A 24733-nucleotide genomic window follows, 5' to 3' on the forward strand; every position below is an offset into this window, starting at 1 on the left:
TTATAATGCCCAGCGTTTTTTCCTGTCCGCCGGACCGCGTGCAATCCACTCCCAACCTGGACACCCAAAAGCCTTGATACGTCTGCTGAAGTTCTTCTGGTGGTCTTTCGTCGCAGTCATCTGCGCGCTCGTACTCGGTGTGAGCGGTGCGTTTCTGTATCTTAGCCCCAGCCTCCCCTCGGTCGAGTCCCTCAGAAGCATCCAGTTGCAGATCCCCTTGAGGGTGTACAGCAGCGACGGCAAGCTGATTGCGGAATTCGGCGAAATGCGCCGCTCGCCTATCCGTTTCGCGGATATTCCCCCACAGTTCATCCAGGCGCTTCTCTCAGCCGAAGATGACAATTTCCTCAACCACTATGGGGTCGACCCGAGCAGCCTGATGCGCGCCGCGACCCAACTGGTGAAGTCTGGTCACATCCAGACCGGCGGCAGCACAATCACCATGCAGGTGGCGAAGAACTTCTTCCTCACCAGCGAGCGCAGCTTCTCGCGCAAGACCAACGAAATCCTCCTGGCCTTGCAGATCGAGCGCGAGCTGACCAAGGACGAGATCCTCGAGCTCTACGTCAACAAGATCTACCTGGGCAACCGCGCCTACGGCATCGAGGCCGCTGCGCAGGTGTACTACGGCAAGTCGATCCGCGACATCAGCCTGGCCCAGATGGCCATGATCGCCGGCCTGCCCAAGGCGCCATCGCGCTTCAACCCGCTGGCCAACCCGGTGCGCGCCAAGGAGCGTCGTGACTGGATCCTGGGCCGTATGTACAAGCTGGGCAAGATCGACCAAGCCAGCTACGAAGCCGCCCTGGCCGAGCCGCTCAATGCCAGCTACCACGTACCGACACCTGAGGTGAACGCGCCTTACATCGCCGAGATGGCCCGTGCCGAGATGGTCGGCCGCTATGGCAGCGAGGCCTATACCGAAGGCTTCCGCGTGACCACCACGGTCCCAAGCGACATGCAGGAGATGGCCAACAAGGCCGTGCTCAATGGGTTGTCCGATTATGACGAGCGCCACGGCTATCGCGGCCCGGAGTCGCGCTTCCCAGGCAAGACCCACGCCGCCTGGCTGCAGGAACTGAGCAAGCAGCGCACCCTCGGGGGCCTGGAGCCTGCCATCGTCACCCAGGTCGACAAGAGCGGCCTGAAAGTACTGACCCGCAGCGGCGAAGAAGAGCATGTGGCCTGGGACACCATGAAGTGGGCCCGCCCGTTCCTCAATAGCAATTCCCAGGGCCGCGCCCCGCAATCGCCGGCCGACGTGGCCCAGGTCGGTGACCTGATCCGCGTGCAGCGCCTGGAAGACGGCAAGCTCAAGTTCAGCCAAGTGCCCGGCGCGCAGAGCGCATTGGTGACCCTCGACCCTTACAACGGCGCCATCCGCGCCTTGGTCGGCGGCTTCTCGTTCGAGCAGAGCAACTACAACCGCGCCATGCAGGCCAAGCGCCAGCCAGGTTCGAGCTTCAAGCCCTTCGTCTACAGCGCCGCACTGGACAGCGGCTACACCGCCGCCAGCCTGGTCAACGACGCACCGATCGTGTTCGTCGACGAGTACTTGGACAAGGTCTGGCGCCCGAAGAATGACACCAACACCTTCCTCGGCCCGATCCGCATGCGCGAGGCGCTGTACAAGTCGCGCAACTTGGTCTCGATCCGCCTGCTGCAATCGATGGGCGTGGGCAAGACCATCGACTACATCGCCAAGTTCGGCTTCAACAAGCAGGACCTGCCGCCGAACCTCTCCCTGGCACTGGGCACCGCGACCCTCACGCCGATGGAAATCGCCACGGGTTGGAGCACCTTCGCCAACGGCGGCTACAAGATCAGCCCCTACCTGATCGAGCGCATCGAGAGCCGCAACGGCGAAACCCTGTTCACCGCCAATCCAGCGAGGGTTCCTCAAGAGGATCAGGACCAAGCCGGCATCGCTGCACCGGAACAGCCGATCAGCATCCAGCCGCTGCCAGGCGAAGCGCCCTCGGCACTGGACCAGGCGGCACCCGCGCCACAGGCACCGGTGGTGGCCGAACGCATCGTCGACGGTCGTACCACGTATATTCTCACCAGCATGCTGCAGGACGTGATCAAGCGCGGCACCGGCCGCCGAGCCCTGGCCCTTGGCCGTAGCGATCTGGCAGGCAAGACCGGTACCACCAACGAATCCAAGGACGCCTGGTTCACCGGCTACAACGCCGACTATGTGACGACGGTGTGGGTTGGCTTCGACCAGCCGGAAACCCTCGGCCGACGTGAATATGGCGGCACCGCGGCGCTGCCGATCTGGATGAACTTCATGGGCGCGGCGCTCAAGGGCAAGCCTGAGCACGCCCCGGCCGAACCGGAAGGCATACTCAGCCTGCGGGTCGACCCGATCAGCGGCCGCGCTGCCACGCCAAGCACGCCGAATGCCTATTTCGAGCTCTTCAAGGCCGAGGACTCCCCGCCTTCGGTAGACGAGCTGGGCAATGGCGCAGCACCAGGCAGCCCGCTACCGGCCGATGAGGCAGCGCCGATGGATCTGTTCTAAGCAGCACAAGCGACAAGCAGTAAGAAGGGCGCGCCAGCTCTCCCCGGCGCGCCCCTGCAGACAACCTCGAACAACGTGTCACTTGTAGCTCGAAACTCGACGTAAAAAAAACCGGCTCATATGAGCCGGTTCTTTTTTGCGTTCTGCATTAACCGTTGAACACGTCGTTCACGCTCTGCAGCGGGTAGTGCTTCGGATACGGCAGGGTGGCAACGCCGGACTCGATGGCAGCCTTGGCCACGGCGTCGGAGACGACGGTGATCAGGCGTGGGTCCATCGGCTTCGGAATGATGTACTCACGGCCGAATTCCAGCGCTTGTACGCCGTAGGCGTCGCAGACTTCCTGCGGTACCGGCAGCTTGGCCAGGTCCTTCAGGGCGATGGCGGCGGCGATCTTCATCTCTTCGTTGATGCGCTTGGCGCGAACGTCCAAGGCACCACGGAAGATGAACGGGAAGCCCAGCACGTTGTTGACCTGGTTCGGGTAGTCGGAACGACCGGTGGCCATGATCACGTCGTTGCGGGTGGCGTGAGCCAGCTCTGGCGAGATTTCCGGGTCCGGGTTCGAGCAGGCGAACACGATCGGGTTGGCAGCCATCGACTTCAGGCCTTCCGGGCTCAGCAGGTTCGGGCCAGACAGACCCACGAACACGTCGGCACCTTCCAGTGCGTCAGCCAGGGTGCGCTTGTCGGTAGCGTGAGCGAACTGGGCCTTGTACTGGTTCAGATCGTCACGACCTGCGTGGATCACGCCGGTACGGTCGATCATGAAGATGTTCTCGACCTTGGCGCCCATGCTGACCAGCAGCTTCATGCAGGAGATGGCGGCAGCGCCAGCACCCAGGCAGACGATCTTGGCTTCGTCGAGTTTCTTACCGGCGATTTCCAGGGCGTTGATCATGCCGGCGGCGGTGACGATCGCGGTGCCGTGCTGATCATCGTGGAAGACCGGGATGTCGCACTGCTCGATCAGGGTGCGCTCGATCTCAAAGCACTCAGGCGCCTTGATGTCTTCCAGGTTGATACCACCGAAGGTGATGGAAATACGCTTGACGGTGTCGATGAAGGCTTGCGGGCTTTCGGAGTCGACTTCGATGTCGAATACGTCGATGCCAGCGAAACGCTTGAACAGAACACCCTTGCCTTCCATGACTGGCTTGGAGGCCAGCGGGCCCAGGTCACCCAGGCCGAGGATGGCAGTACCATCGGAAATCACCGCGACCAGGTTGCCTTTGCCGGTGTACTTGTAGGCCAGCTCTGGGTCACGGCCGATCTCACGTACAGGCTCGGCGACGCCCGGGCTGTAGGCCAGGGCCAGGTCTCGAGCGGTGGCGGTCGGCTTGGTGAGTTCGACGCTCAGTTTCCCCGGACGAGGCTGAGCGTGGTATTCGAGAGCGGCGGTTTTCAGGTCTGACATGGTGGGCATTCCGCTTGTTTACTGTTCTGACGGACCGCCGAGGATACGCAAAGAGCCGGGGGGCTACAAGACTGCCCGGTCACTTGTGTCAAGGCCTTTAGCCTACGACTTTACGCTATAACCCACGGGGGCATACACCGCCAAGTGTGTACAATCCAATAGCGAAATGTCTACAACTATTTACCCTGAAACCCGCTCGAGCATGCTCGGATCGGTCAATGGCAATACCCAGCGTCGCTGCCCAGGCTTCAGGCCGCCCTTGCGGGAACGATCCAGCACCCAGCCGCGCGCCTCGACCTGGCGTCCCTTGAGGTTATCGAAGAAGCTCGAGGGGAAGTTGCGCTGCAGACGAGCGGGAATCCGAAGCACCACCGCATTGCCCAGATCAAGCCAGACGCCGCCACGATTGCGTTCGATCGCCTGAATTTTGCCGCTTATGACGGCAAAGCCCGACTGCCGCACATCCCCCTCACGCAGGACCGGCGACTGTCGCCAGAGCCCGGCCCGCGCCGCCCTGGCCACCTGCTCGGCCTGTTGCTGGCAGCGGGAAAGCTTGACGTTGGGGGCAACGGCGACGCGATAGCCCAGGCCTTCGCTGAGCATCGTGGCCTCAAGATTGTTGCCATCCCGCCCGTAGATATGCGCCAAGGTGCGGCCGTACTTGTCCTTGGCCTCCACTCCCGGCACCAGCCCGACCCGCCCGTCACTGGCTTTGACCAACGCCTGCAATCGCTGCTTGGCGGCTTCGGCATAGGGTTCGCTGGTGCGGCCTTTGCGGCCGATTTCCGGCGCATTGATACCGATCATCCGAACGCTGCGCCCGTCGCTTAGACGCAGGGTGTCGCCATCGACCACCTGACGCACCGCCACCTGCTGTGGCTTGTCGGGCAGCGGGCAGAAGGCCTGCGCGGGAAAATGCCAGATCGCGCCCACAAAAAAAGCGCCCACAAGGGGCGCCTTTTTTTGCAGCAGCGCGAAGCCCGAAGGATTCGCCATGCGCATGATTACTTCTTGGTACCGAACATACCGAAGCGATCGGCGAACTTCTGTACGCGACCACCGGTGTCCAGGACTTTCTGCTTACCAGTGTAGAACGGGTGGCACTGGGAGCACACGTCGATCGCCAGCGGCTTGGCCAGGGTCGAACGGGTTTCGAATTTGTTGCCGCAGCTGCAGGTGACTGCAACTACTTCGTAGTTCGGATGAATATCTGCTTTCATGGTCACTTCCTCGAGCTGCGTGCCGCCACCCAACACCAATTGTTGAATACCGCACGTAATTAGGCGGCGAATAATACCAGAGCAAGGCGCCAGCGCAAGTTGTCGCGAGCACCGACCGTCGTCTGCTAGTCTCGCGGGATTTGTGAACCTCCCATCCAGAGACCTCCCGCGTGTCCGACGTCATCCTGCGCCTTGCCCTGCCCTCGCCTTTGCGTCGCCTGTTCGACTACAGGGCGCCAGCGAGCATGGCCCGCCAGACCTTGACGCCCGGCATGCGCATCCGCGTACCGTTCGGCCGCCGGGAGATGATCGGTGTGCTGGTGGAGGTCTGCGACAAGAGCGAAGTGCCCGCCGACAAGCTCAAGCCCGCCAGCGCCCTGCTCGACCCGATCTCACCGCTGCCGCCGGCATTGTTCAAGCTGTGTCTGTGGACCGCGCAGTACTACCAGCACAGCCTGGGCGACACGCTGAACTGGGCCCTGCCTACGCTGCTCCGCCAAGGCGAGCCGGCCGAGATGCGCCAAGAGCGGTTTTGGCATGTCGCTCCCGGCGCCCGCCTGGAAGACCCGCGCATCGCACGCGCGCCGCGTCAGCGTGACGCCCTCAAGGCCCTGGCCCAGCATCCTCATGGCGTCGCCCACAGCGTGCTGGCCAAGCTGGGCCTGAGCAAGGACAGCCTCGACCTACTGCTGGCCAAGGAGCTGGTTCAGGTAGAGGTGCGCCGCCATCTGCCCCCGCCACGCCACGAGCACTGGCTGGCACAGCCGGAACTGCCGCTGAACGAAGAGCAACTGGCTGCATTCGACGTCGTGCGTTCGGGCTTTGGCGCCTTCCATGCGTTCTTGCTGGCAGGGGTGACCGGTAGCGGCAAGACAGAGGTCTACCTGCAGTTGATCCGTGAAACCCTCGAGGCCGGCAAGCAGGCGCTGATCCTGATTCCGGAAATCAACCTCGGCCCACAGACCCTGGCGCGCTTCGAGCAACGCTTCAACGCCCGCATCGCCTTGCTGCATTCGGCAGTCGGCGATCGCGAGCGCCTGGACGCCTGGCTCGCCGCCCGCGACGGCGAGGCCGACATCATCATCGGCACCCGCTCGGCACTGTTCACGCCGATGAAAAACCCTGGGCTGATCATCATCGATGAAGAGCACGACGGCTCTTATAAACAGCAAGAAGGCCTGCGCTACCACGCCCGGGATCTGGCCGTGGTCCGCGCCCACCAGGAAAACATCCCGATCCTGCTGGGCTCAGCCACGCCCTCGCTGGAAAGTCTGCACAACGCCCACAGCGGACGCTACGGCCTGCTGCGCATGAATCAACGCGCTGGCGGTGCCCGCCCGCCACGCTACCTGCGCCTGGACGTACGCAGTCTGCCACTGGACAGCGGTATCAGCGGCCCGCTGCAGCAGGCCATCCGCCAGACCCTTGAGGCGGGCCAGCAAGTGCTGGTGTTCCTCAACCGGCGCGGCTTTGCGCCGACGCTGCTGTGCCATGATTGCGGCTGGTTGTCCGAGTGCCCGCGCTGCGATGCCCGGATGACGGTGCACCAGCGTTCCGGCGTGCTGCGCTGCCACCACTGCGGCTACGACGAACGCCTGCCCCACCAGTGCCCGCAATGCGCCCATGTCGACCTGCGCCCGGTAGGCGCGGGCACCGAGCGCGCCGAGGAGCGCCTGAAAGTGCTGTTCCCGGATTACCCCATCCTGCGGGTCGACCGCGACAGCACCTCGCGCAAGGACGCGATGCACAACCTGTTCACCACCATCCAACGCGGGCAGCCCAGTATCCTGGTCGGCACCCAGATGCTAGCCAAAGGTCATCACTTCCCCCGGGTGACGCTAGTGGCCATTCTCGACGCCGATGGCGGCCTGTTCTCCGGCGACTTCCGTGCCAGCGAGCGCATGGCGCAGCTGATCGTCCAGGTTGCGGGCCGCGCCGGCCGTGCCGAGGAGCCCGGCAAGGTGATCATCCAGACCCACCTGGCCGAACACCCGCTGCTGGTGCAACTGACCGAGCAAGGGTATTTCGCCTTCGCCGAGCAAGCCCTGAGCGAGCGTCGCGCGGCCGGCCTGCCGCCGTTCTCACACCTCGCCCTGCTGCGCGCCGAGGCGCACAAGCCAGGCCAGGCCGAGGGTTTTCTGGATGAAGCCTGCAGCGCCGCCGAGCGGTTGTTGGTCGAACAAAACCTGCAAGGTATCGAGCTGCTCGGCCCGGTACCCGCCCCCATGGAGCGCCGTGCGGGGCGTTTCCGCGCGCAATTATTGCTCCAGGCCAATGCCCGGGCGCCCTTGCATCGACTGATCAGCGCCTGGTTGCTAGTGTTGGAGCACATGCCATCCGGACGTCAGGTGCGCTGGTCGCTGGATGTGGATCCGGTCGACCTGTATTGAGCTCAAAGCGGCTTGCCGCTCAAAGGTTGGCAATACGCCCCCGGGAACGGATAATGCCCAGTTTTTCCACCTGCGCATCGAAGCGCCCCACCGCGCTTGCGGTCGAAAAGAGAACGCCATGAAAGACACCATTCGCCAGCTCATCCAGCAAGCCCTCACCCAACTCGTCACCGACGGCGTGCTGCCTGAAGGGCTGACGCCGGCGATCCAGGTGGAAAACGCCCGGGACAAGACCCACGGCGACTTCGCCAGCAACATCGCCATGATGCTGGCCAAGCCAGCCGGCATGAAGCCGCGCGACCTGGCTGAAAAACTCATCGATGCCCTGCCGGCCAGCGCCGACATCACCAAGGTCGAGATCGCAGGCCCGGGCTTTTTGAATTTCTTCCAGAACACCCAAGCCCTGGCCAACCGCCTGGACGCCGCCCTGGCGGATGATCACCTGGGCGTGCGCAAGGCCGGCCCCCGCGAAAAAGTCGTGATCGACATGTCGGCACCGAACCTGGCCAAGGAGATGCACGTCGGCCACCTGCGTTCGACCATCATCGGCGACAGCGTCGCACGCGTGCTGGAGTTCCTCGGTGACCAGGTGATCCGACAGAACCACGTCGGCGACTGGGGCACCCAGTTCGGCATGCTGCTGGCCTACCTGGAAGAGAACCCGATCACCAGCGATGAGCTGTCGGACCTCGAAAACTTCTACCGCGCGGCGAAGAAGCGCTTCGACGAGTCCGAGGAATTTGCCACCCGCGCCCGCGGCTTGGTGGTCAAGCTGCAAGCCGGCGACCCTGAGTGCATGGCGCTGTGGACCCGCTTCAAGGACATCTCCCTGTCCCACTGCCAGAAGACCTACGAGCTGCTCAACGTCAAGCTGACCATGGCCGACGTGATGGGCGAGAGCGCCTACAACGGCGACCTGGCCAATGTGGTCGCCGACCTCAAGGCCAAGGGCCTGCTGGTCGAGGACCAAGGCGCCCAGTGCGTGTTCCTCGAGGAGTTCAAGAACGCTGACGGCGAGCCGCTGCCGGTGATCGTGCAGAAGGCCGATGGCGGCTACCTCTACGCCACCACTGACCTTGCCGCTGTGCGCTACCGCAGCAACGTGCTCCAGGCCGACCGCGCCCTGTACTTCGTCGATCAGCGCCAGGCCCTGCACTTCAACCAGGTGTTCGAAGTGGCGCGCCGCGCAGGTTTCGTCGGCCATCCGATGCAGATGGAGCACATGGGCTTCGGCACCATGAACGGCGCTGACGGCCGTCCGTTCAAGACCCGTGACGGCGGCACCGTCAAGCTGATCGACCTGCTCACCGAGGCCAAGGAGCGCGCCTACGCGCTGGTCAAAGACAAGAACCCGAGCCTGTCCGAAGACGAGCTGCGCCACATTGGTGAAGTGGTCGGTATCGGCGCGGTGAAGTACGCCGACCTGTCCAAGCACCGCACCAGCGACTACAGCTTCAACTTCGAGCTGATGCTCAACTTCGACGGCAACACCGCACCCTACCTGCTGTACGCCTACACCCGCGTGGCCAGCGTATTCCGCAAGCTGGGCAAGGGCTTCGACGAAGTCGAGGGCAGCATCGTCCTGCAGGCGGCCCATGAGCAGGATCTGGCCGCACGCCTGGCGCAGTTCGGCGAAGTGCTCAACAACGTCGCCGAGAAAGGCACCCCACACGTGCTGTGCAGCTATCTGTACGATATCGCCGGCCTGTTCTCCAGCTTCTACGAGAACTGCCCGATCCTCGCCGCCGAAACCGCCGAGCAACAGCAAAGCCGCCTGCGCCTGGCCGCGCTGACCGGTCGCACGCTCAAGCAAGGCCTGGAGCTGCTCGGCCTGGAAACCCTGGAGCGCATGTAAGTTGGCTGCCAAGAAAAAACCTGCACCCAAGCGTGGCGCCAGCCGCAACCAGGCACCGGCCAAACAGCCGATTCCGGGTTGGATCTGGCTGGCGGTCGGCCTGACCGTAGGCGCTTTCGTTGTCTTCCTGATGAAGCTCGAGCCAGGTAGCGAAGACATCAAGCGGGCCAAGCCTGAGCAGCAAAAACCCGCCAAGGTCGCCGAAGCCAGCAAGACCACTGCGCCGACAACGCAGCAGCCGGTCAAGCCGAAGTACGACTTCTACACCCTGCTGCCGGAGTCGGAAGTCATCGTACCGCCAGAGGCCGTGCCGGAGAAAACCCCACCGGTGCCGGCCCAGCCAGTACAGCCGGTCAAGCCAGTGACACCCGCTGAGGCGGCGAAGATCGACACCGCCCGCGCCCAGGCCGCCCTGATGGGGCAGACGCCTCCGCCTGCGCCACCGGTGATCAAGCCTGCGGCGACCACTACCTTCTTCCTTCAGGCCGGCTCGTTCCGCAAGCAGGCTGATGCCGACAAGGTTCGCGCGCAGATCATCCTGCTCGGCCAAGCGGTCAAGGTAGAGTCGGGGACGGTGAAAGATGAAACCTGGTACCGCGTCCTGGTCGGCCCGTTCAGCAACCGTGAGCAACTGACGGTCGCCCAGAAGCAACTGGCCGGAGCAGGGTTCAGCAATCTGCTGCTGCAGCAGCGCCAGACCCGCCAGTAACGAAAAAGGCCTTGCCGCTCGATGCGACAAGGCCTTTTTTCTGTCAGCGGCGCTGGGCGTTGACCTGGGAGATCTGGCTGTTGAGGGTCCAGAAATCGTACAGCACGCCGATCAGGAACAAGCCCCCGGTGAGCAGATAGATCAGGGCGCTGATCCACTTGCCCAGGTACAGCCGGTGCACACCGAAGATCCCGAGGAACGTCAGGAAGATCCAGGCCAGGTTGTAGTCCACCCGGCCAGACTGGAAGCGCATGTCCGCCTCACGGTCCATTGACGGAATCAGGAACAGGTCGATCAACCAGCCGATGCCGAGTAGGCCCAGGGTGAAGAACCAGATCGTCCCGGTGATGGGTTTGCCGTAGTAGAAGCGGTGGGAGCCGGTGAAGCCGAAGATCCACAAGAGGTAGCCAAGGACCTTGCTGTGGGTGTCGTGCAATTCACCCTGTTGATAACCGTTCATGCTTGTCCTCCGTGGGTTAGCAAAAAATTTTCTAACGGAAAATGTGACTTTTCCGTAGGAAGCCGACGTATGGTACCCGCGCAATCGACCAACGGAGCAAAAAACCACCCGAAGCTGTTATAGAGTTGCGCGCCAAAGCCAACACATACCTAAAAAGAGCTTCAACTATGCCGCCTTTGTTCAAGACATGGCTGACCCTCTGCCTATTGTTGCCCCTGGCCGCCCACGCCACCAATCGTGAGCAACGTCTTCCAAACGGTTTCACCGGCTATACTACTAACGCCACGGTGAAACACGCGCCGGTCAAGTACAGCACCTTGCGCGCCCGCCCGAGCAATGCCGCCAAGGCCTCGAGTAACCTGCCCGCCGTGGCCATGTCGGCCAAGCAGAGCAGCAACGTGCTCAGCCGCGCAGTGAATGTGCTTGGCACGCCCTATCGCTGGGGCGGCAGCAGCCCGAGCAAGGGCTTTGACTGCAGTGGCCTGGTCAAGTATGCCTTCACCGATGTCGCCGACGTCGACCTACCGCGCACCTCCAATGCCATGGCCCAAGGGCATGGCGTCAAAGTGGCGAAAAGCGACCTCAAGCCTGGCGACCTGATCTTCTTCAACATCAAGAGCCGCCGGGTCAACCACGTGGCCATCTACTTGGGGAATGATCGCTTCATCCACGCGCCGCGCACCGGCAAGCGGGTGAGCATCGACACCCTGAGCAAGCCGTACTGGCAGAAGCATTACGTGGTCGCCAAGCGCGTACTGCCCAAAGAGCAGCAGACCCTGGCCCTGGCCAAGCGTTGAGCTGTCCAGCGATGGGCCCAGACCGTGTGAACCGCCTGACATCGCCGGGGCTGCTGCGCAGCCCATTCGCGGGTTTACCCGCGAATGGGCCACCCGAGTCACCCTCAGCCTGACGCGATCACCCCCACCCCCTTCAGCCGCTGCAGCGCCATCTCCACCGTCTTCATCCCCGCTGCCGCGCCGGTCTGCATCACTGAATGCAGCTGCGCCATGCGGCCTTCCCGGATCAGGTTACGCACCGCTGGCGTTGCCACCAGCACTTCCCTGGCCGCCACACGCCCGCCGCCTATTCGCTCGACCAATGTCTGCACCACCACCATGCGCAGCGACTCCGCCAGCATGCCCCGCACCAAGGCTTTTTCCTCCGGAGCGAACACCTCCACCAGGCGGTCGATGCTGTTCACCGCCGAGCGGGTATGCACCGTCGCCAATACCAAGTGTCCGGTTTCCGCAGCGCGCAGGGCGAGGCGGATGGTTTCCAGATCACGCAGCTCGCCGATCACGATCACATCCGGGTCCTGGCGCAATGCACTGCGCAGGCCCTGGGCAAAATCGCGGCAATCGCGGCCAATCTCGCGCTGGTTGACCAGGCTATGCTGGCCGCTGTGGATAACTTCGATGGGGTCTTCGAGCGTAATGATGTGCAGCGCCTGGGTTCGATTGAGCTGATCGATCAGGGCCGCCAGGGTCGATGACTTGCCGCTGCCAGTCGGCCCTCCGACCAGCACAAGGCCATCGCGCCACTGGGCAATAGCTTGAAACACTTCCTCCAGGTCCAACTCATCCAGGCCGGGGGCACGAGACGGCAGCAATCGCAGGCTCACTCCCGGTCCATGGTGCTGGCGATACAGATTCGCCCGGGCGCGCACGGCGCCTGGCAGCGTCAAGGCGATATCCAGCTCATCGCCCAGCGCCCACTGGCGGCGCTGGGCCTCGTCGAGCATGGGTGCAAACCCCTCGCTCAAGGTCGCAGCCGCCAAAGGTGGCAGATTCAGGCGCTGCAGCTTGCCGTCCAGGCGCAGCACCGGTACTTCGCCCGTTGCCAGGTGCAGGTCACAAGCCCCTGCAGCCACGGCCCGGGCCAACAGGTCGGTCACATCCATGAGACTCCCCAAAGGCCATCAAGCAGGTAGAATGCCGCAGACCACTGAGCCGTCGGCATCGATTCCATGTCCACCATAGCAGACAACCTGTCCGCCCTCGCCGCTCGCATCGACAGCGCGGCCAAGGCTGCCGGACGCGATCCCGCCAGCATCCAGCTGCTGGCTGTGAGCAAGACCAAACCCGCCAATGCCGTGCGTGAAGCCCACGCCGCCGGCGTGCGCGACGTCGGCGAGAACTACCTCCAGGAAGCCCTGGCCAAGCAGGAAGAATTACGCGACCTGCCCTTGACCTGGCACTTCATCGGCCCCATCCAGTCGAACAAGACCCGTGCAATCGCCGAACATTTCGACTGGGTACACTCCGTGGACCGCCTGAAGATCGCCCAACGCCTGTCCGAACAACGCCCTACCGACCTGGCACCGCTGAATGTCTGCCTGCAGGTGAACGTCAGCGGCGAGGACAGCAAGTCCGGCTGCCTGCCGGCCGATGTTCCAGCCCTGGCCAGCGCCATTGCCGGCCTGCCAGGCTTGCGTCTGCGCGGCTTGATGGCGATTCCCGAACCCACCGAGGACCGTGTCGCCCAGGAGGCGGCCTTCGCCACCCTGCGCCGGTTACAGGAGGGCCTGGGGCTAGACCTGGACACCCTGTCCATGGGCATGAGCCACGACCTGGAAGCCGCGATTGCACAGGGAGCGACCTGGGTCCGCATCGGTACCGCCCTGTTCGGTGCCCGCGACTACGGACGCCCCTGATTCCATGCTTTACTCACTCTTTCCTTCAAGGACCTGACATGAGCAAGACACGTATTGCCTTTATCGGCGCCGGCAACATGGCCGCCAGCCTGATCGGCGGCCTGCGTGCCCAGGGTCTGGACGCCGCGCAGATCCGCGCCAGCGACCCGGGCGCCGAGACCCGGGCCAAGATCCAGGCCGAGCACGGCATCGAAGCCTTCGAAGACAACGCCCAGGCCATCGCAGGTGCCGATGTGATCGTCCTGTCGGTCAAGCCGCAGGTCATGAAGGCCGTGTGCCAGGCCCTGCAGCCCAATCTGGCGCCTGGCCAACTGATCGTCTCCATCGCCGCCGGCATCACCTGCGCCAGCCTGCAAGCCTGGCTGGGCCCACGCCCGGTGGTTCGCTGCATGCCCAATACCCCGGCCCTGCTGCGCGAAGGGGCCAGCGGCCTGTATGCCACTGCCGAGGTATCCACTGAGCAACGCCAACAGGCCGAGCAACTGCTGCGCGCCGTGGGTACCGCCCTGTGGCTGGACCAGGAGCAACAACTGGATGCCGTGACCGCCGTCTCCGGCAGTGGCCCGGCGTACTTCTTCCTGCTGATCGAAGCCATGACCGCCGCCGGCGAGAAACTTGGCCTGCCGCGTGAGACGGCCTCGCAGCTGACCTTGCAGACCGCACTGGGCGCCGCGCGCATGGCCGTCTCCAGCGACGTGGACGCCGCCGAACTGCGCCGCCGCGTCACCTCACCGGCCGGCACCACGGAAGCGGCGATCAAGTCGTTCCAGGGCAATGGCTTCGAAGCCATCGTCGAACAGGCGCTGGAGGCCGCGGCAAAACGTTCCGCCGAGCTGGCCGAGCAATTGGGCAAATAAGGAGCTGTCGATGAATGCATTGTCCGGCGCCATGATCTTCGTGGTGCAAACCCTGGTCAGCCTGTACTTGGTGATCGTCCTGCTGCGCTTCGTGCTGCAGTTGGTCAAGGCCGACTTCTACAACCCGCTGAGCCAGTTCGCGGTGCGTGCCACCCAACCGCTGCTCAAGCCGCTGCGCCGCATCATCCCCAGTATCGGCGGCCTGGACACCTCGTCCCTGCTGCTGTCGGTGGCCATCCAGGCGTTGCTGATGGCCTTCGTAATGATGTTCGTCCTGTACAGCTACAGCCCGCTGCAGTTGGTGATCTGGGCGATCATCGGCGTGACGTCGCTGTTCCTGAAGATCTTCTGGGTGGCGATGATCGTCATGGTGATCGTCTCGTGGGTCGCGCCCAATAGCCATAACCCTGCCGCCGAGCTGGCCTACCAGATCAGCGAGCCGGTGCTGGCGCCGTTCCGCAAACTCATTCCCAACCTGGGCGGGCTGGATATTTCTCCGATCTTCGCCTTCCTGGCGATCCAGGTGATCCAGTCCTACGCCATGCCGGTGCTTGCTGAATATGTCGCCATGCCAGAGATCCTCTGGCGCATGATCTGACCCCGGCGTTTCCAGCGGCAAGCCTTTGCTTGCCGCTGGGGATAGCGCTCTTTAGACTTACGCCTCCGTCAAGCGTGAGCAGGGTCGATGTCCACTGTCTTTCCCGAAGATTCCGTTGGTCTGGTAACACCGCAAATTGCCCGGTTCGATGAACCGCTGGCGTTGGCCTGTGGCCGTTCGCTGGCCAGCTACGAGCTGATCTACGAGACCTATGGCACCCTCAACAGCACCGCCAGCAACGCCGTGCTGATCTGCCATGCGCTGTCCGGCCATCATCATGCCGCAGGCTATCACGCCCCAACCGATCGAAAACCCGGCTGGTGGGACAGCTGCATCGGCCCCGGCAAGCCGATCGATACCAATCGCTTCTTCGTGGTCAGCCTCAACAACCTCGGCGGCTGCAACGGCAGCACTGGGCCGAGCAGTGTCAACCCTGCCACCGGCAAACCCTATGGCGCCGACTTCCCGGTACTGACCGTCGAAGACTGGGTACACAGCCAGGCGCGGTTCGCCGACCGCCTCGGCATCCAGCAGTGGGCGGCGGTGGTTGGCGGCAGTCTGGGCGGCATGCAGGCCCTGCAATGGACCATCAGCTACCCGAACCGGGTACGCCACTGCGTCGACATCGCCTCGGCGCCCAAGCTCTCGGCACAGAACATCGCCTTCAACGAAGTCGCCCGCCAAGCCATCCTCACCGACCCTGAGTTCCACGGCGGCTCGTTCCAGGACAAAGGCGTGGTGCCCAAGCGTGGCCTGATGCTGGCGCGCATGGTGGGCCACATCACCTACCTGTCCGACGACTCCATGGGCGAGAAATTCGGTCGCGAACTCAAGAGCGACAAGCTCAACTACGACTTCCACAGCGTCGAGTTCCAAGTCGAGAGCTACCTGCGCTATCAGGGTGAAGAGTTCTCCGGGCGCTTCGATGCCAACACCTACCTGCTGATGACCAAGGCGCTGGATTACTTCGATCCGGCCGCCACTCACGGGGGTGACCTGGCGGCGACGCTGGGGCATGTCACGGCGGACTACTGCATTATGTCGTTCACCACCGACTGGCGCTTCTCGCCCGCACGTTCGCGGGAAATCGTCGATGCCCTGATGGCCGCGCGCAAGAACGTCTGCTATCTGGAGATCGACTCTCCTTATGGGCACGATGCCTTCCTGATCCCCACGCCTCGCTACATGCAAGGTTTCGCGAACTACATGAACCGCATCGCCATCTGAGGACAGCATGAGAGCCGACCTGGAAATCATCCACGACTGGATCCCCGCCGGCAGCCGGGTACTCGACCTGGGCTGCGGCAGCGGCGAGCTGCTGGCCTCGTTGCGCGATCGCAAGAACGTGACCGGCTACGGGCTGGAGATCGACGCCGACAACATCGCCGCCTGCGTGGCCAAGGGTGTCAACGTCATCGAGCAGGACCTGGACAAAGGCCTGGGCAACTTCGCCAGCAACAGCTTCGACGTGGTGGTCATGACCCAGGCCCTGCAGGCCGTGGAGTACCCCGACCGCATCCTCGACGAAATGCTGCGCGTAGGCCGCGAGTGCATCATCACCTTCCCCAACTTCGGCCACTGGCGTTGCCGTTGGTACCTGGCGACCAAAGGCCATATGCCCGTCTCTGACTTCATGCCGTACACCTGGTACAACACGCCGAACATCCACTTCTGCACCTTCGCCGACTTCGAGGACCTGTGTCACGAGCGTCGTGCCAAGGTGATCGACCGCCTGGCGGTAGACCGTCTGCACCGTAACGGGTGGGCAGGCCGGCTTTGGCCTAATCTTCTAGGAGAAATCGGTATCTATCGCGTCAGCAGCCGGGGCCTGCAGGAACATCGGGTCGCGGTCTGACTTCTAGCCCCCTCACTGGAGGATCGCACCATGCGTCGCCTTGGACTTTTTTTGATCAGCCTGTGCCTGGCCTTGCCGGTACTGGCTGCAGACCCCGCCAGGCCGGAACGCAAGGAAGTGTTCGGCGACATCACGGTCCACTACAGCGCTTTCACCTCGAGCATGCTGCAACCGGATGTGGCCGCGGCCACGGGCCTGACCCGTAGCAAGAATCAGGGCGTGCTCAATATCGCCGTGCTCAAGGCCGGCAAACCAGGCATGGCGGTGGTCAGCGGCACCGTCAAGGACCTCACCGGGCGCAGCAGCCCATTGTCGTTCAAGCAGATCAACGACCAAGGCGCGGTGTACTACATCGCCCAGTTCAAGATCGACCAGGCAGAAACCCTGACCTTCGACCTGAATGTCGAGACCGGCGGTGTCAGCCATAAACTCAGCTTCAACCAGGAAGTGTTCCCAGGCGAATGATGAATTTCCAGCAACTCGTATTGGCCAGCCATAACGCCGGCAAACTCAAGGAACTCCAGACGATGCTCGGTGAATCCGTGCAACTGCGCTCGATCGGCGAATTCAGCCAGGTCGAGCCGGAAGAGACCGGCCTGTCGTTCGTCGAGAACGCCATCCTCAAGGCGCGCAACGCCTCGCGCATCTCCGGGCTGCCGGCACTGGCCGACGATTCGGGCTTGGCGGTGGACTTCCTCGGCGGCGCGCCGGGCATCTACTCGGCGCGCTACGCTGACGGCAAGGGCGATGCGGCGAACAACGCCAAGCTGCTCGACGCGCTTCAGGATGTGCCCGCCGAAGAGCGCGGCGCGCAGTTCGTCTGCGTGCTGGCCCTGGTGCGTCACGCCGATGATCCGCTGCCGATCCTCTGCGAAGGGCTGTGGCACGGCAGCATCCTGTTCGAGGCCAGCGGTGAACATGGGTTTGGCTATGACCCATTGTTCTGGGTCCCTGAGCGCAAGTGCTCCAGCGCCGACCTCAGCCCTGTCGAAAAAAACCAGCTCAGCCACCGCGCCCGCGCCATGGCCCTGCTGCGCCAACGTCTGGGCCTGGCATGACCGAAACGCTGTCCACTCAGCCGCGTCAGCCCGATGCGGCGGGTTTCGTTACGCTCCCGCCCCTGGCGTTGTATATCCATATCCCATGGTGCGTGCGCAAATGCCCTTATTGCGACTTCAACTCCCATGCTGCCGGGCCTGAACTGCCGGAAGACGCCTACGTCGATGCCCTGCTGACCGACCTCGACCAGGAAATGGCCGCGGTACAGGGACGCCCCATCAGCTCGATCTTCTTCGGCGGCGGCACCCCAAGCCTGTTCAGTGCCAATGCCTTGGGGCGCTTGCTGCGCGGCGTGGAACAGCGCATCCCGTTCGCCGCCGACATCGAAATCACCCTGGAGGCCAATCCCGGGACCTTCGAGCAGGAGAAATTCAAGGCGTACCGGCAAACCGGCATCAATCGTCTGTCCATTGGCGTACAGAGCTTCCAGCCTGCAAAGCTCCAGGCCTTGGGGCGCATCCACAACGGCGACGAGGCGATCCGCGCTGCGGACATGGCACGCGCCGCCGGCTTCGACAACTTCAACATGGACCTGATGCACGGCCTGCCTGATCAGTCCCTGGACGATGCCTTGGCCGACCTGCGCCAGGCCATCGAGTTGGCGCCGACACACTTGTCCTGGTACCAGCTGACGGTGGAGCCGAACACAGTGTTCTGGAACCAACCGCCGGAGCTGCCCGAAGACGACATCCTCTGGGACATCCAGGAGGCTGGCCAGGCCCTGATGGCGGCAAACGGCTTCCAGCAGTATGAAGTCTCGGCGTATGCGCAGCCGGGGCGCGCCGCCCGCCACAACCTCAACTATTGGCGCTTCGGCGACTTCATCGGCATCGGCGCCGGAGCCCACGGCAAACTGACCTTTGCCGACGGCCGCATCCTGCGAACGTGGAAGACCCGCGCGCCCAAGGACTACCTGAACCTCGCCAAGCCGTTCAAGGCCGGCGAAAAGCTGCTGCCGGTGCAAGAGCTGCCGTTCGAGTTCCTGATGAACGCCCTGCGCCTGACCCAGGGCGTGGAAGCCGAGCTGTTCACCCAGCGTACCGGCTTGCCCCTGTCGCAGTTGGCAGAGGCCCGGCGCGAGGCAGAACGAAAAGGCCTTTTGCAGGTCGAACCGGATCGGTTGGTGGCCACACCACGGGGCCAGTTGTTCCTCAATGACCTGTTGCAGTATTTCTTGACCTAAGGATGACCCATGGATTTGGTACTTGACCTGCTCGCGACCGTTTCCCGCTGGAGCCGCAGCAACCTGTCGGAGATTTCCCTGGCCTTGGTAGGCTGCCTGCTGGTGCTGTTCGGCACCGACATCAAGGGATGGGTGGAGCAACACCTGGGCGGCCTGGCCGGCGCTCTGCGCGTACCTTTCATGGCCTTGCTGGTGATGATCGGCAGCGGCGCGGCACTGATCTACGCAACGCCTTGGGTGGTGAAGGGCTTGGCCCAGTTCAACAACTATGCCCTGGCGCCGGTGCTACTGGTGGTGCTGGTGTTGATCGGCGTAGTGGCTGATCGGCGAGGGTAAATGCAGGGGCGCGGCTGCATGGCTGCTTGCGCCCCATTCAAATCACGGTTGCAACCGCACCTCTACGGGGACTGAACGCTGCCCGGCATGATCAATGCCCACCGCACACAGCCGCGTATCCTGCCTGACCACGATCTTCCCCGTCGCCGTAGCGGGTAAATCACCGTAATTCCGAGGGTTCGCGCAGTCAGTGCCCTGCCAAGGGCCCAGCTTGAATTCCACCCCTTGGAACAAGAGGTGCTTAGAGGGAAAACGCACTCGGTAAGCCTTGCCTCCGTAAGGGTCGTAGTAGGGCGCGCTGATCTTCAGCTCCGGCTGCGCAGCCGGCCCCGGCTGGTGCACTACCACCGGTAGAGCCACGGCGTTGCGGTTGGCAGGCGCGAGAGCACCGGGCTCATGTCCCCAAATGCATAACGCCAGCACCGTCGGATTGGTCGGCGAAAGGGTGAATCCCTCCAAAGGGAGATTCAGTGCAGCCCCTGATGCTTGCGGCGCGCCATACCCTGCCAATTCCTCGCACTGTTCCGGCCACTGCGCGAGCTTTGCCTGATACAGAGCAGTCGTCGAATACACCGAAGAGTCGATGAGCATTGGCGCTTGATCGGATTGCTTGTAGATCAGACGAACATCCTCGTCTTTCTCCACCACGACATTGAAGACATTGCCCAACCCACAACCCTGGGCCTCGGCGCTGAAACGCCCTTGATGCAAGCACGCTGGAAGGAAGCTCAGGTCCGATGCATGGGCACCACTTTCCACACTGCTATGCACGACCGCCAGGACACCATGATTGATGGCATCCACGATCGGGCTACCGGAGTCCCCGTCGTGCAGGTTCACGTCGTCCAACATCAACAGGTGTCGAAACAAGGTTCCCTCACCGGTCAGCATGTCGATCCATGGCAGTGCTTGTTCCGGCCAACTGGCGACACCTTGACTGACACCGTTCTGGCGCGTCGCGGCAATGACCGTTTCGTTATCAATTGCCTTGCGTCCCGCCAGCGCCAAAGGCGTTACGCCCAATGCCCTGAGCGCGCCTTGGGTCTGATGCAATTCGAAAATGGCGAAGTCCAGACCTCGACGTGATGCGTAGCGCACATGGGCGACCTCGAAGGTTACGCCTGGAAGGCCCCTGAACCTGACCAGGCCGATCCCCACCAGTTGCGTAGCGACTTGATCGAACACGTCGAGCACTGTATGCCCGCTGCCCACCAGCAAGGCAGGCGCGGCGTCGTTGCCGCTGTCGATCAGAAATGCAGTGCTCTTCTTGACTTTGCGCAAACCGAAATCCAGGCCACTGTCGCTGAGCGGGCGCTGGTACATTGCAAGAGCAGAGGTATCCAGCCCGCCCCCACTGGAAGCGGATTCAGCGCTGGCCACCGTCGGAGCGCCCAGCAGGGTAGCGACCAACAGAGAACGCAGTAGAGATGAGAGAGAGTGCTTTGTGTGCATGTTGAGCCTCCTGGCCTTTCCGGGCGTCGTTACCCGAGGACAGGAGGCTCACATAGCGCATGAGCTGTGGTGACATATCATGGGCTATGCCCATGTCAAAACAGACATACAAGAAGAGGCATGCGGCGCCTCCTCTGAAGGATCAGGCCAGCTTTTCGAACTTCAAATCCCACACCCCATGCCCCAGTCGCTCGCCACGGCGTTCGAACTTGGTGATCGGACGCTCCTCTGGGCGCGGTACATAGGTGCCGTCAGCGGCCTGGTTGCGGTAGCCCGGGGCGACGTTCATCACCTCCAGCATGTGCTCGGCATAGGGTTCCCAGTCGGTGGCCATATGGAACACACCGCCTACCTTGAGCTTGCGACACACCAGTTCAGCGAACTCCGGCTGGACGATGCGGCGCTTGTGGTGGCGTGCCTTGTGCCATGGATCGGGGAAGAACAGCATCAGACGGTCGAGGCTGTTGTCGGCTACGCAGCGGTTGAGCACTTCAATGGCGTCGCAGTCATACACCCGCAGGTTCTTCAGGCCCTGGGTCAGCACGCCATTGAGCAACGCACCGACACCGGGACGGTGCACTTCGACACCAATGAAGTCCAACTCTGGCGAGGCAGCGGCCATTTCCAGCAGGGAATGGCCCATGCCGAATCCGATCTCCAGGGTGCGCGGCGCCGAGCGCCCGAACACCTGGTCATAGTCCACCGGGCTGTCGGCCAGAGGCAGAATGAACAGCGGGCCGCCCTGATCCAGACCACGTTGCTGGCCCTCGGTCATGCGCCCGGCGCGCATCACGAAGCTCTTGATACGGCGGTGGGGGCGCGCTTCGCCGTCGGTGGTGATCGGCGTTTCTTGCGATTCAGTCATCAGAGGCTCTTACTTGATCAGACCTTCCAGCGGCGACGAGGCGCTGGCATAGAGTTTCTTCGGCATGCGCCCGGCCAGGTAGGCCATGCGACCGGCGACGATCGCGTGCTTCATGGCTTCAGCCATCAGCACCGGCTGCTGGGCATGAGCGATGGCCGAGTTCATCAGCACCGCTTCGCAACCCATTTCCATGGCGATGGTAGCGTCGGAAGCTGTCCCCACGCCTGCATCGACCAGGACCGGCACTTTGGACTCTTCCAGGATGATCTGCAGGTTGTAGGGGTTGCAGATACCCAGGCCAGTGCCGATCAGACCTGCCAGTGGCATCACCGCGATGCAGCCGGCTTCGGCCAACTGGCGGGCGATGATCGGGTCGTCGCTGGTGTAGACCATCACGTCGAAACCGTCCTTGACCAGCACTTCGGCGGCCTTGAGGGTCTCGATCACGTTGGGGAACAGGGTTTTCTGGTCAGCCAGGACTTCCAGCTTGACCAAGTTGTGGCCGTCGAGCAGTTCGCGGGCCAGACGGCAGGTGCGCACGGCTTCGACCGCGTCGTAGCAACCAGCGGTGTTCGGCAGGATGGTGTAGCGATCTGGTGGCAGCACGTCGAGCAGGTTCGGCTCACCCGGGTTCTGACCGATGTTGGTACGGCGCACGGCGACGGTGACGATTTCGGCACCCGAGGCCTCAATGGCCAGGCGGGTTTCTTCCATGTCACGGTATTTGCCGGTGCCAACCAACAGGCGCGACTGGAAAGTGCGCCCGGCCAGGGTGAAGGGCTTGTCGCTACGAACGTTGCTCATCGTGGATCCTCGGGAAAAGGTTGCGGGACTTGCAGGTGAATCACCGGACGGGATCAGCCACCACCGATGGCATGGACCACTTCGACCTGGTCGCCTTCACTGAGCTGCGTGCTTTCGTGCTGGCTACGCGGGACGATATCCAGGTTCAGTTCCACCGCCACCCGGCGACCAGCGAGTTCCAGCCGACCCAGTAGGGCCGCGACGCTCTCGCCATCGGGCAGTTCGTAAGGTTCACCGTTCAGTTGAATGCGCATGCGCACGGCCACCATTGTGCTTTGGGGGTCGGCATTCTAGCCCTGATCCGCACTTCAACCCAAGGCCAGCCGACGCCATTAGTCGCGATTGTGGACCACTTGGTCAGCTCAGGCGCCATGCCGCCAGGCCCAGGCACAGCCAACCGGCCAGAAAGCACAGCCCACCGATGGGCGTGATGATGCCAAGCTTGCCCAGGCCGCTGAGGGTCAGCATGTACAAACTACCGGAGAACAGCACGATCCCCACGGCGAACAGACCACCGGCCCAGCCGACCAGGCGGCCTGGCAGATGCACCGACAACAGCGCGACACCGAACAGCGCCAAAGCATGCACCAGCTGGTAGGTCACACCGGTATGGAAGATCGCCAGGTAGTCGGCCGTCAGCCGGCTCTTCAGACCGTGAGCGGCGAAGGCGCCCAGACCGACGCCGGTGAAACCGAAGAAAGCGGCGAGCACCAGGAAGCTGCGAAGCATGGGACGACTCCTCGAAAGGGGTCTGTATAATGGCCCGTTCCAACGGTCCGGCCAACCCATCACCATGTTGTCATCCCTTATCCGTCGCCTCGCCCGCGCCCTGCTCTGGTTCGCTGCCGGCAGTATCGTCGTGGTGCTGGCCCTGCGCTGGATCCCGCCACCGGGCACGGCGCTGATGGTCGAGCGCAAGGTGCAATCCTGGATCAACGGCGAGCCGATCGACCTTCAGCGTGAATGGACACCCTGGGAGCGGATCTCCGACGATCTCAAAGTGGCGGTGATCGCCGGCGAAGACCAGAAGTTCGCCAACCATTGGGGCTTCGACCTGCCGGCGATCCAGGCCGCCCTGGCCTACAACGAACGCGGTGGCAAGATCCGGGGGGCCAGCACCCTGACCCAGCAGGTCGCCAAGAACCTGTTCCTCTGGTCCGGCCGTAGCTGGCTGCGCAAAGGCCTGGAGGCCTGGTTCACCGCGTTGATCGAGCTGTTCTGGTCGAAGGAGCGGATTCTCGAGGTCTATTTGAACAGCGCCGAATGGGGCAAGGGTGTGTTCGGCGCACAGGCCGCTGCCCGCTATCACTTCGGTGTCGACGCCAGCCGCCTTTCTCGTCAGCAGGCCGCTCAACTGGCCGCTGTACTGCCCAGCCCGTTGAAATGGAGCGCCAGCCGGCCCAGCGCCTATGTGGCCAGCCGCGCCGGGTGGATTCGCCGACAGATGAGCCAACTGGGTGGGTCGAGTTACCTGATGCAACTGCGCCCATGAGCTCGCGGGCCGCGACACGGCCCATCGCGGGACAACCCCGCCACAAGGTCTCGTGCAGACCCGTGGGAACAAAGAGCCAAAAGAAAAGCCGCTTGCCCAAAGGCAAGCGGCTTTTCGAATACGGCCAGCTCTTGGTCAGACCGTGATCAACGCCTTGACCTTGTTCATTGCGTTCTTTTCCAGCTGGCGAATCCGCTCTGCCGAAACGCTGTACTTGTCCGCCAACTCATGCAGGGTCGCTTTTTCCTCGGCCAGCCAACGCTGATAGAGAATGTCGCGGCTGCGCTCATCGAGCCCCTGCAAGGCAACATGCAGGTTGTTGGTGGAATTGTCACTCCAGTCCGCGTCTTCCAGCTGCACCGCCGGGTCGTAGCGATGGTCTTCCAGATAGTGCGCAGGCGATTGGAAGGCGCTGTCGTCATCGGCCTCGGCGGCCGGGTCGAAGGCCATGTCCTGGCCACTCAGGCGGCTTTCCATCTCGCGTACTTCACGGGGCTCGACACCCAGGCTTTCGGCCACGCGATGGACTTCGTCATTGTTCAGCCAAGCCAGACGCTTCTTCTGGCTACGCAGATTGAAGAACAGCTTGCGCTGGGCCTTGGTGGTAGCCACCTTGACGATGCGCCAGTTGCGCAGGATGAACTCATGGATCTCGGCCTTGATCCAGTGCACCGCGAAGGACACCAGACGCACGCCCATTTCCGGGTTGAAGCGCTTTACCGCCTTCATCAGGCCAACGTTGCCTTCCTGGATCAGGTCAGCCTGGGCCAACCCGTAGCCTGCGTAGCTACGGGCGATATGTACGACGAAACGCAGGTGGGCCATCACCATTTGCCGAGCGGCCTCGAGATCCTGCTCGTAGTAGAGACGCTCGGCCAGTTCACGCTCCTGCTCGACCGTCAGCAGGGGAATGCTGTTGACCGTGTGCACATAGGCTTCCAGGTTTGCACCGGGAACCAGAGCATATGCAGGTTGCAACGAAGTGGTCATTCAAGAACCTC

At 63.0% G+C, this 24733-nt stretch carries 26 protein-coding genes; 15 read left to right on the forward strand and 11 right to left on the reverse strand.

What is annotated here, in order from left to right; all coding sequences use genetic code 11:
- Positions 1-76: 76 nt before the first annotated feature.
- Entirely contained in the window at positions 77-2527 is a 2451-nt protein-coding gene (locus IEC33019_RS22370; RefSeq protein WP_372340664.1) for a penicillin-binding protein 1A, read from the forward strand.
- Positions 2528-2675: 148 nt separating this feature from the next.
- Here the strand turns inward: IEC33019_RS22370 and IEC33019_RS22375 are convergent, their stop codons facing one another.
- From IEC33019_RS22375 to rpmE, 3 genes are all read right to left on the reverse strand, one after another.
- Positions 2676-3944, reverse strand: a complete 1269-nt coding sequence (locus tag IEC33019_RS22375) for a malic enzyme-like NAD(P)-binding protein (protein WP_070091957.1) — start codon at positions 3942-3944, stop codon at positions 2676-2678.
- A gap of 180 nt (positions 3945-4124) precedes the next feature.
- A complete protein-coding gene (locus IEC33019_RS22380) occupies positions 4125-4946 on the reverse strand; it encodes a thermonuclease family protein (protein WP_099593928.1) in 822 nt (273 codons plus the stop codon).
- A gap of 2 nt (positions 4947-4948) precedes the next feature.
- Positions 4949-5164: a 50S ribosomal protein L31 gene (gene rpmE, locus IEC33019_RS22385; protein WP_023378219.1), complete on the reverse strand. Its 216-nt coding sequence runs from the start codon at positions 5162-5164 to the stop codon at positions 4949-4951.
- A 170-nt stretch (positions 5165-5334) separates the two neighbouring features.
- Here rpmE and IEC33019_RS22390 point away from each other — a divergent pair, with 170 nt between their 5' ends.
- The 3 genes from IEC33019_RS22390 to IEC33019_RS22400 all read left to right on the forward strand — a co-directional run bounded on the left by IEC33019_RS22390 (position 5335) and on the right by IEC33019_RS22400 (position 10118).
- Positions 5335-7554, forward strand: a complete 2220-nt coding sequence (locus IEC33019_RS22390; RefSeq protein ID WP_070091959.1) for a primosomal protein N' — start codon at positions 5335-5337, stop codon at positions 7552-7554.
- 118 nt (positions 7555-7672) lie between these two features.
- Complete coding sequence (gene argS / locus IEC33019_RS22395) at positions 7673-9409, forward strand: arginine--tRNA ligase (protein WP_070091960.1); 1737 nt, start codon at positions 7673-7675, stop codon at positions 9407-9409.
- A 1-nt stretch (position 9410) separates the two neighbouring features.
- A complete protein-coding gene (locus IEC33019_RS22400) occupies positions 9411-10118 on the forward strand; it encodes an SPOR domain-containing protein (RefSeq protein WP_070091961.1) in 708 nt (235 codons plus the stop codon).
- 43 nt (positions 10119-10161) lie between these two features.
- Here the strand turns inward: IEC33019_RS22400 and IEC33019_RS22405 are convergent, their stop codons facing one another.
- Positions 10162-10578 carry an NINE protein gene (locus IEC33019_RS22405; protein ID WP_070091962.1) on the reverse strand — a complete coding sequence of 139 codons (417 nt, stop codon included), beginning with the start codon at positions 10576-10578 and terminating at the stop codon, positions 10162-10164.
- A gap of 167 nt (positions 10579-10745) precedes the next feature.
- Between IEC33019_RS22405 and IEC33019_RS22410 the strand changes: the two genes are divergently transcribed.
- A complete protein-coding gene (locus IEC33019_RS22410) occupies positions 10746-11375 on the forward strand; it encodes a C40 family peptidase (RefSeq protein WP_070091963.1) in 630 nt (209 codons plus the stop codon).
- 104 nt (positions 11376-11479) lie between these two features.
- Here the strand turns inward: IEC33019_RS22410 and IEC33019_RS22415 are convergent, their stop codons facing one another.
- Positions 11480-12478 carry a type IV pilus twitching motility protein PilT gene (locus IEC33019_RS22415; RefSeq protein ID WP_070091964.1) on the reverse strand — a complete coding sequence of 333 codons (999 nt, stop codon included), beginning with the start codon at positions 12476-12478 and terminating at the stop codon, positions 11480-11482.
- 66 nt (positions 12479-12544) lie between these two features.
- Between IEC33019_RS22415 and IEC33019_RS22420 the strand changes: the two genes are divergently transcribed.
- From IEC33019_RS22420 to IEC33019_RS22460, 9 genes are all read left to right on the forward strand, one after another.
- On the forward strand, positions 12545-13231 hold the full coding sequence (locus IEC33019_RS22420) for a YggS family pyridoxal phosphate-dependent enzyme (RefSeq protein WP_070091965.1): 687 nt from the start codon (positions 12545-12547) through the stop codon (positions 13229-13231).
- Between the two features lie 38 nt (positions 13232-13269).
- A complete protein-coding gene (proC, locus tag IEC33019_RS22425; protein ID WP_070091966.1) occupies positions 13270-14088 on the forward strand; it encodes a pyrroline-5-carboxylate reductase in 819 nt (272 codons plus the stop codon).
- Between the two features lie 10 nt (positions 14089-14098).
- The gene (locus IEC33019_RS22430; protein WP_070091967.1) at positions 14099-14686 is read left to right on the forward strand and encodes a YggT family protein; all 588 of its coding nucleotides are present in this window, start codon (positions 14099-14101) and stop codon (positions 14684-14686) included.
- 87 nt (positions 14687-14773) lie between these two features.
- The gene (metX, locus tag IEC33019_RS22435) at positions 14774-15913 is read left to right on the forward strand and encodes a homoserine O-succinyltransferase MetX (protein WP_070091968.1); all 1140 of its coding nucleotides are present in this window, start codon (positions 14774-14776) and stop codon (positions 15911-15913) included.
- 7 nt (positions 15914-15920) lie between these two features.
- Positions 15921-16541: a methionine biosynthesis protein MetW gene (gene metW / locus IEC33019_RS22440; RefSeq protein WP_070091969.1), complete on the forward strand. Its 621-nt coding sequence runs from the start codon at positions 15921-15923 to the stop codon at positions 16539-16541.
- A gap of 30 nt (positions 16542-16571) precedes the next feature.
- Complete coding sequence (locus tag IEC33019_RS22445; protein WP_070091970.1) at positions 16572-17006, forward strand: DUF4426 domain-containing protein; 435 nt, start codon at positions 16572-16574, stop codon at positions 17004-17006.
- The gene (gene rdgB, locus IEC33019_RS22450; RefSeq protein ID WP_070091971.1) at positions 17003-17599 is read left to right on the forward strand and encodes an RdgB/HAM1 family non-canonical purine NTP pyrophosphatase; all 597 of its coding nucleotides are present in this window, start codon (positions 17003-17005) and stop codon (positions 17597-17599) included. Before IEC33019_RS22445 ends, rdgB begins: the two co-directional genes overlap by 4 nt.
- Positions 17596-18783 (forward strand): radical SAM family heme chaperone HemW, encoded by a 1188-nt coding sequence (gene hemW / locus IEC33019_RS22455; protein ID WP_070091972.1) that lies wholly within the window; start codon positions 17596-17598, stop codon positions 18781-18783. Before rdgB ends, hemW begins: the two co-directional genes overlap by 4 nt.
- A 9-nt stretch (positions 18784-18792) precedes the next feature.
- On the forward strand, positions 18793-19119 hold the full coding sequence (locus IEC33019_RS22460) for a DUF3392 family protein (protein ID WP_070091973.1): 327 nt from the start codon (positions 18793-18795) through the stop codon (positions 19117-19119).
- Between the two features lie 42 nt (positions 19120-19161).
- Here IEC33019_RS22460 and IEC33019_RS22465 read toward each other — a convergent pair whose 3' ends face one another.
- The 5 genes from IEC33019_RS22465 to IEC33019_RS22485 all read right to left on the reverse strand — a co-directional run bounded on the left by IEC33019_RS22465 (position 19162) and on the right by IEC33019_RS22485 (position 22969).
- Positions 19162-20571: a hypothetical protein gene (locus IEC33019_RS22465; RefSeq protein WP_070091974.1), complete on the reverse strand. Its 1410-nt coding sequence runs from the start codon at positions 20569-20571 to the stop codon at positions 19162-19164.
- A gap of 142 nt (positions 20572-20713) precedes the next feature.
- The gene (trmB, locus tag IEC33019_RS22470) at positions 20714-21436 is read right to left on the reverse strand and encodes a tRNA (guanosine(46)-N7)-methyltransferase TrmB (protein WP_070091975.1); all 723 of its coding nucleotides are present in this window, start codon (positions 21434-21436) and stop codon (positions 20714-20716) included.
- A 9-nt stretch (positions 21437-21445) separates the two neighbouring features.
- Entirely contained in the window at positions 21446-22240 is a 795-nt protein-coding gene (locus IEC33019_RS22475) for a thiazole synthase (RefSeq protein ID WP_043208630.1), read from the reverse strand.
- A 53-nt stretch (positions 22241-22293) separates the two neighbouring features.
- Entirely contained in the window at positions 22294-22494 is a 201-nt protein-coding gene (gene thiS, locus IEC33019_RS22480) for a sulfur carrier protein ThiS (protein ID WP_070092029.1), read from the reverse strand.
- 103 nt (positions 22495-22597) lie between these two features.
- Positions 22598-22969: a DUF423 domain-containing protein gene (locus IEC33019_RS22485; RefSeq protein WP_070091976.1), complete on the reverse strand. Its 372-nt coding sequence runs from the start codon at positions 22967-22969 to the stop codon at positions 22598-22600.
- Positions 22970-23033: 64 nt separating this feature from the next.
- Here IEC33019_RS22485 and mtgA point away from each other — a divergent pair, with 64 nt between their 5' ends.
- The gene (gene mtgA, locus IEC33019_RS22490; protein WP_070092030.1) at positions 23034-23732 is read left to right on the forward strand and encodes a monofunctional biosynthetic peptidoglycan transglycosylase; all 699 of its coding nucleotides are present in this window, start codon (positions 23034-23036) and stop codon (positions 23730-23732) included.
- A gap of 135 nt (positions 23733-23867) precedes the next feature.
- On the opposite strand, the gene rpoH is transcribed toward mtgA, so the two are convergent.
- On the reverse strand, positions 23868-24722 hold the full coding sequence (gene rpoH, locus IEC33019_RS22495; RefSeq protein ID WP_070091977.1) for an RNA polymerase sigma factor RpoH: 855 nt from the start codon (positions 24720-24722) through the stop codon (positions 23868-23870).
- Positions 24723-24733: the final 11 nt, after the last annotated feature.

This window comes from Pseudomonas putida (assembly GCF_002741075.1).
In the GTDB taxonomy this organism is placed as follows: domain Bacteria; phylum Pseudomonadota; class Gammaproteobacteria; order Pseudomonadales; family Pseudomonadaceae; genus Aquipseudomonas; species Aquipseudomonas putida_T.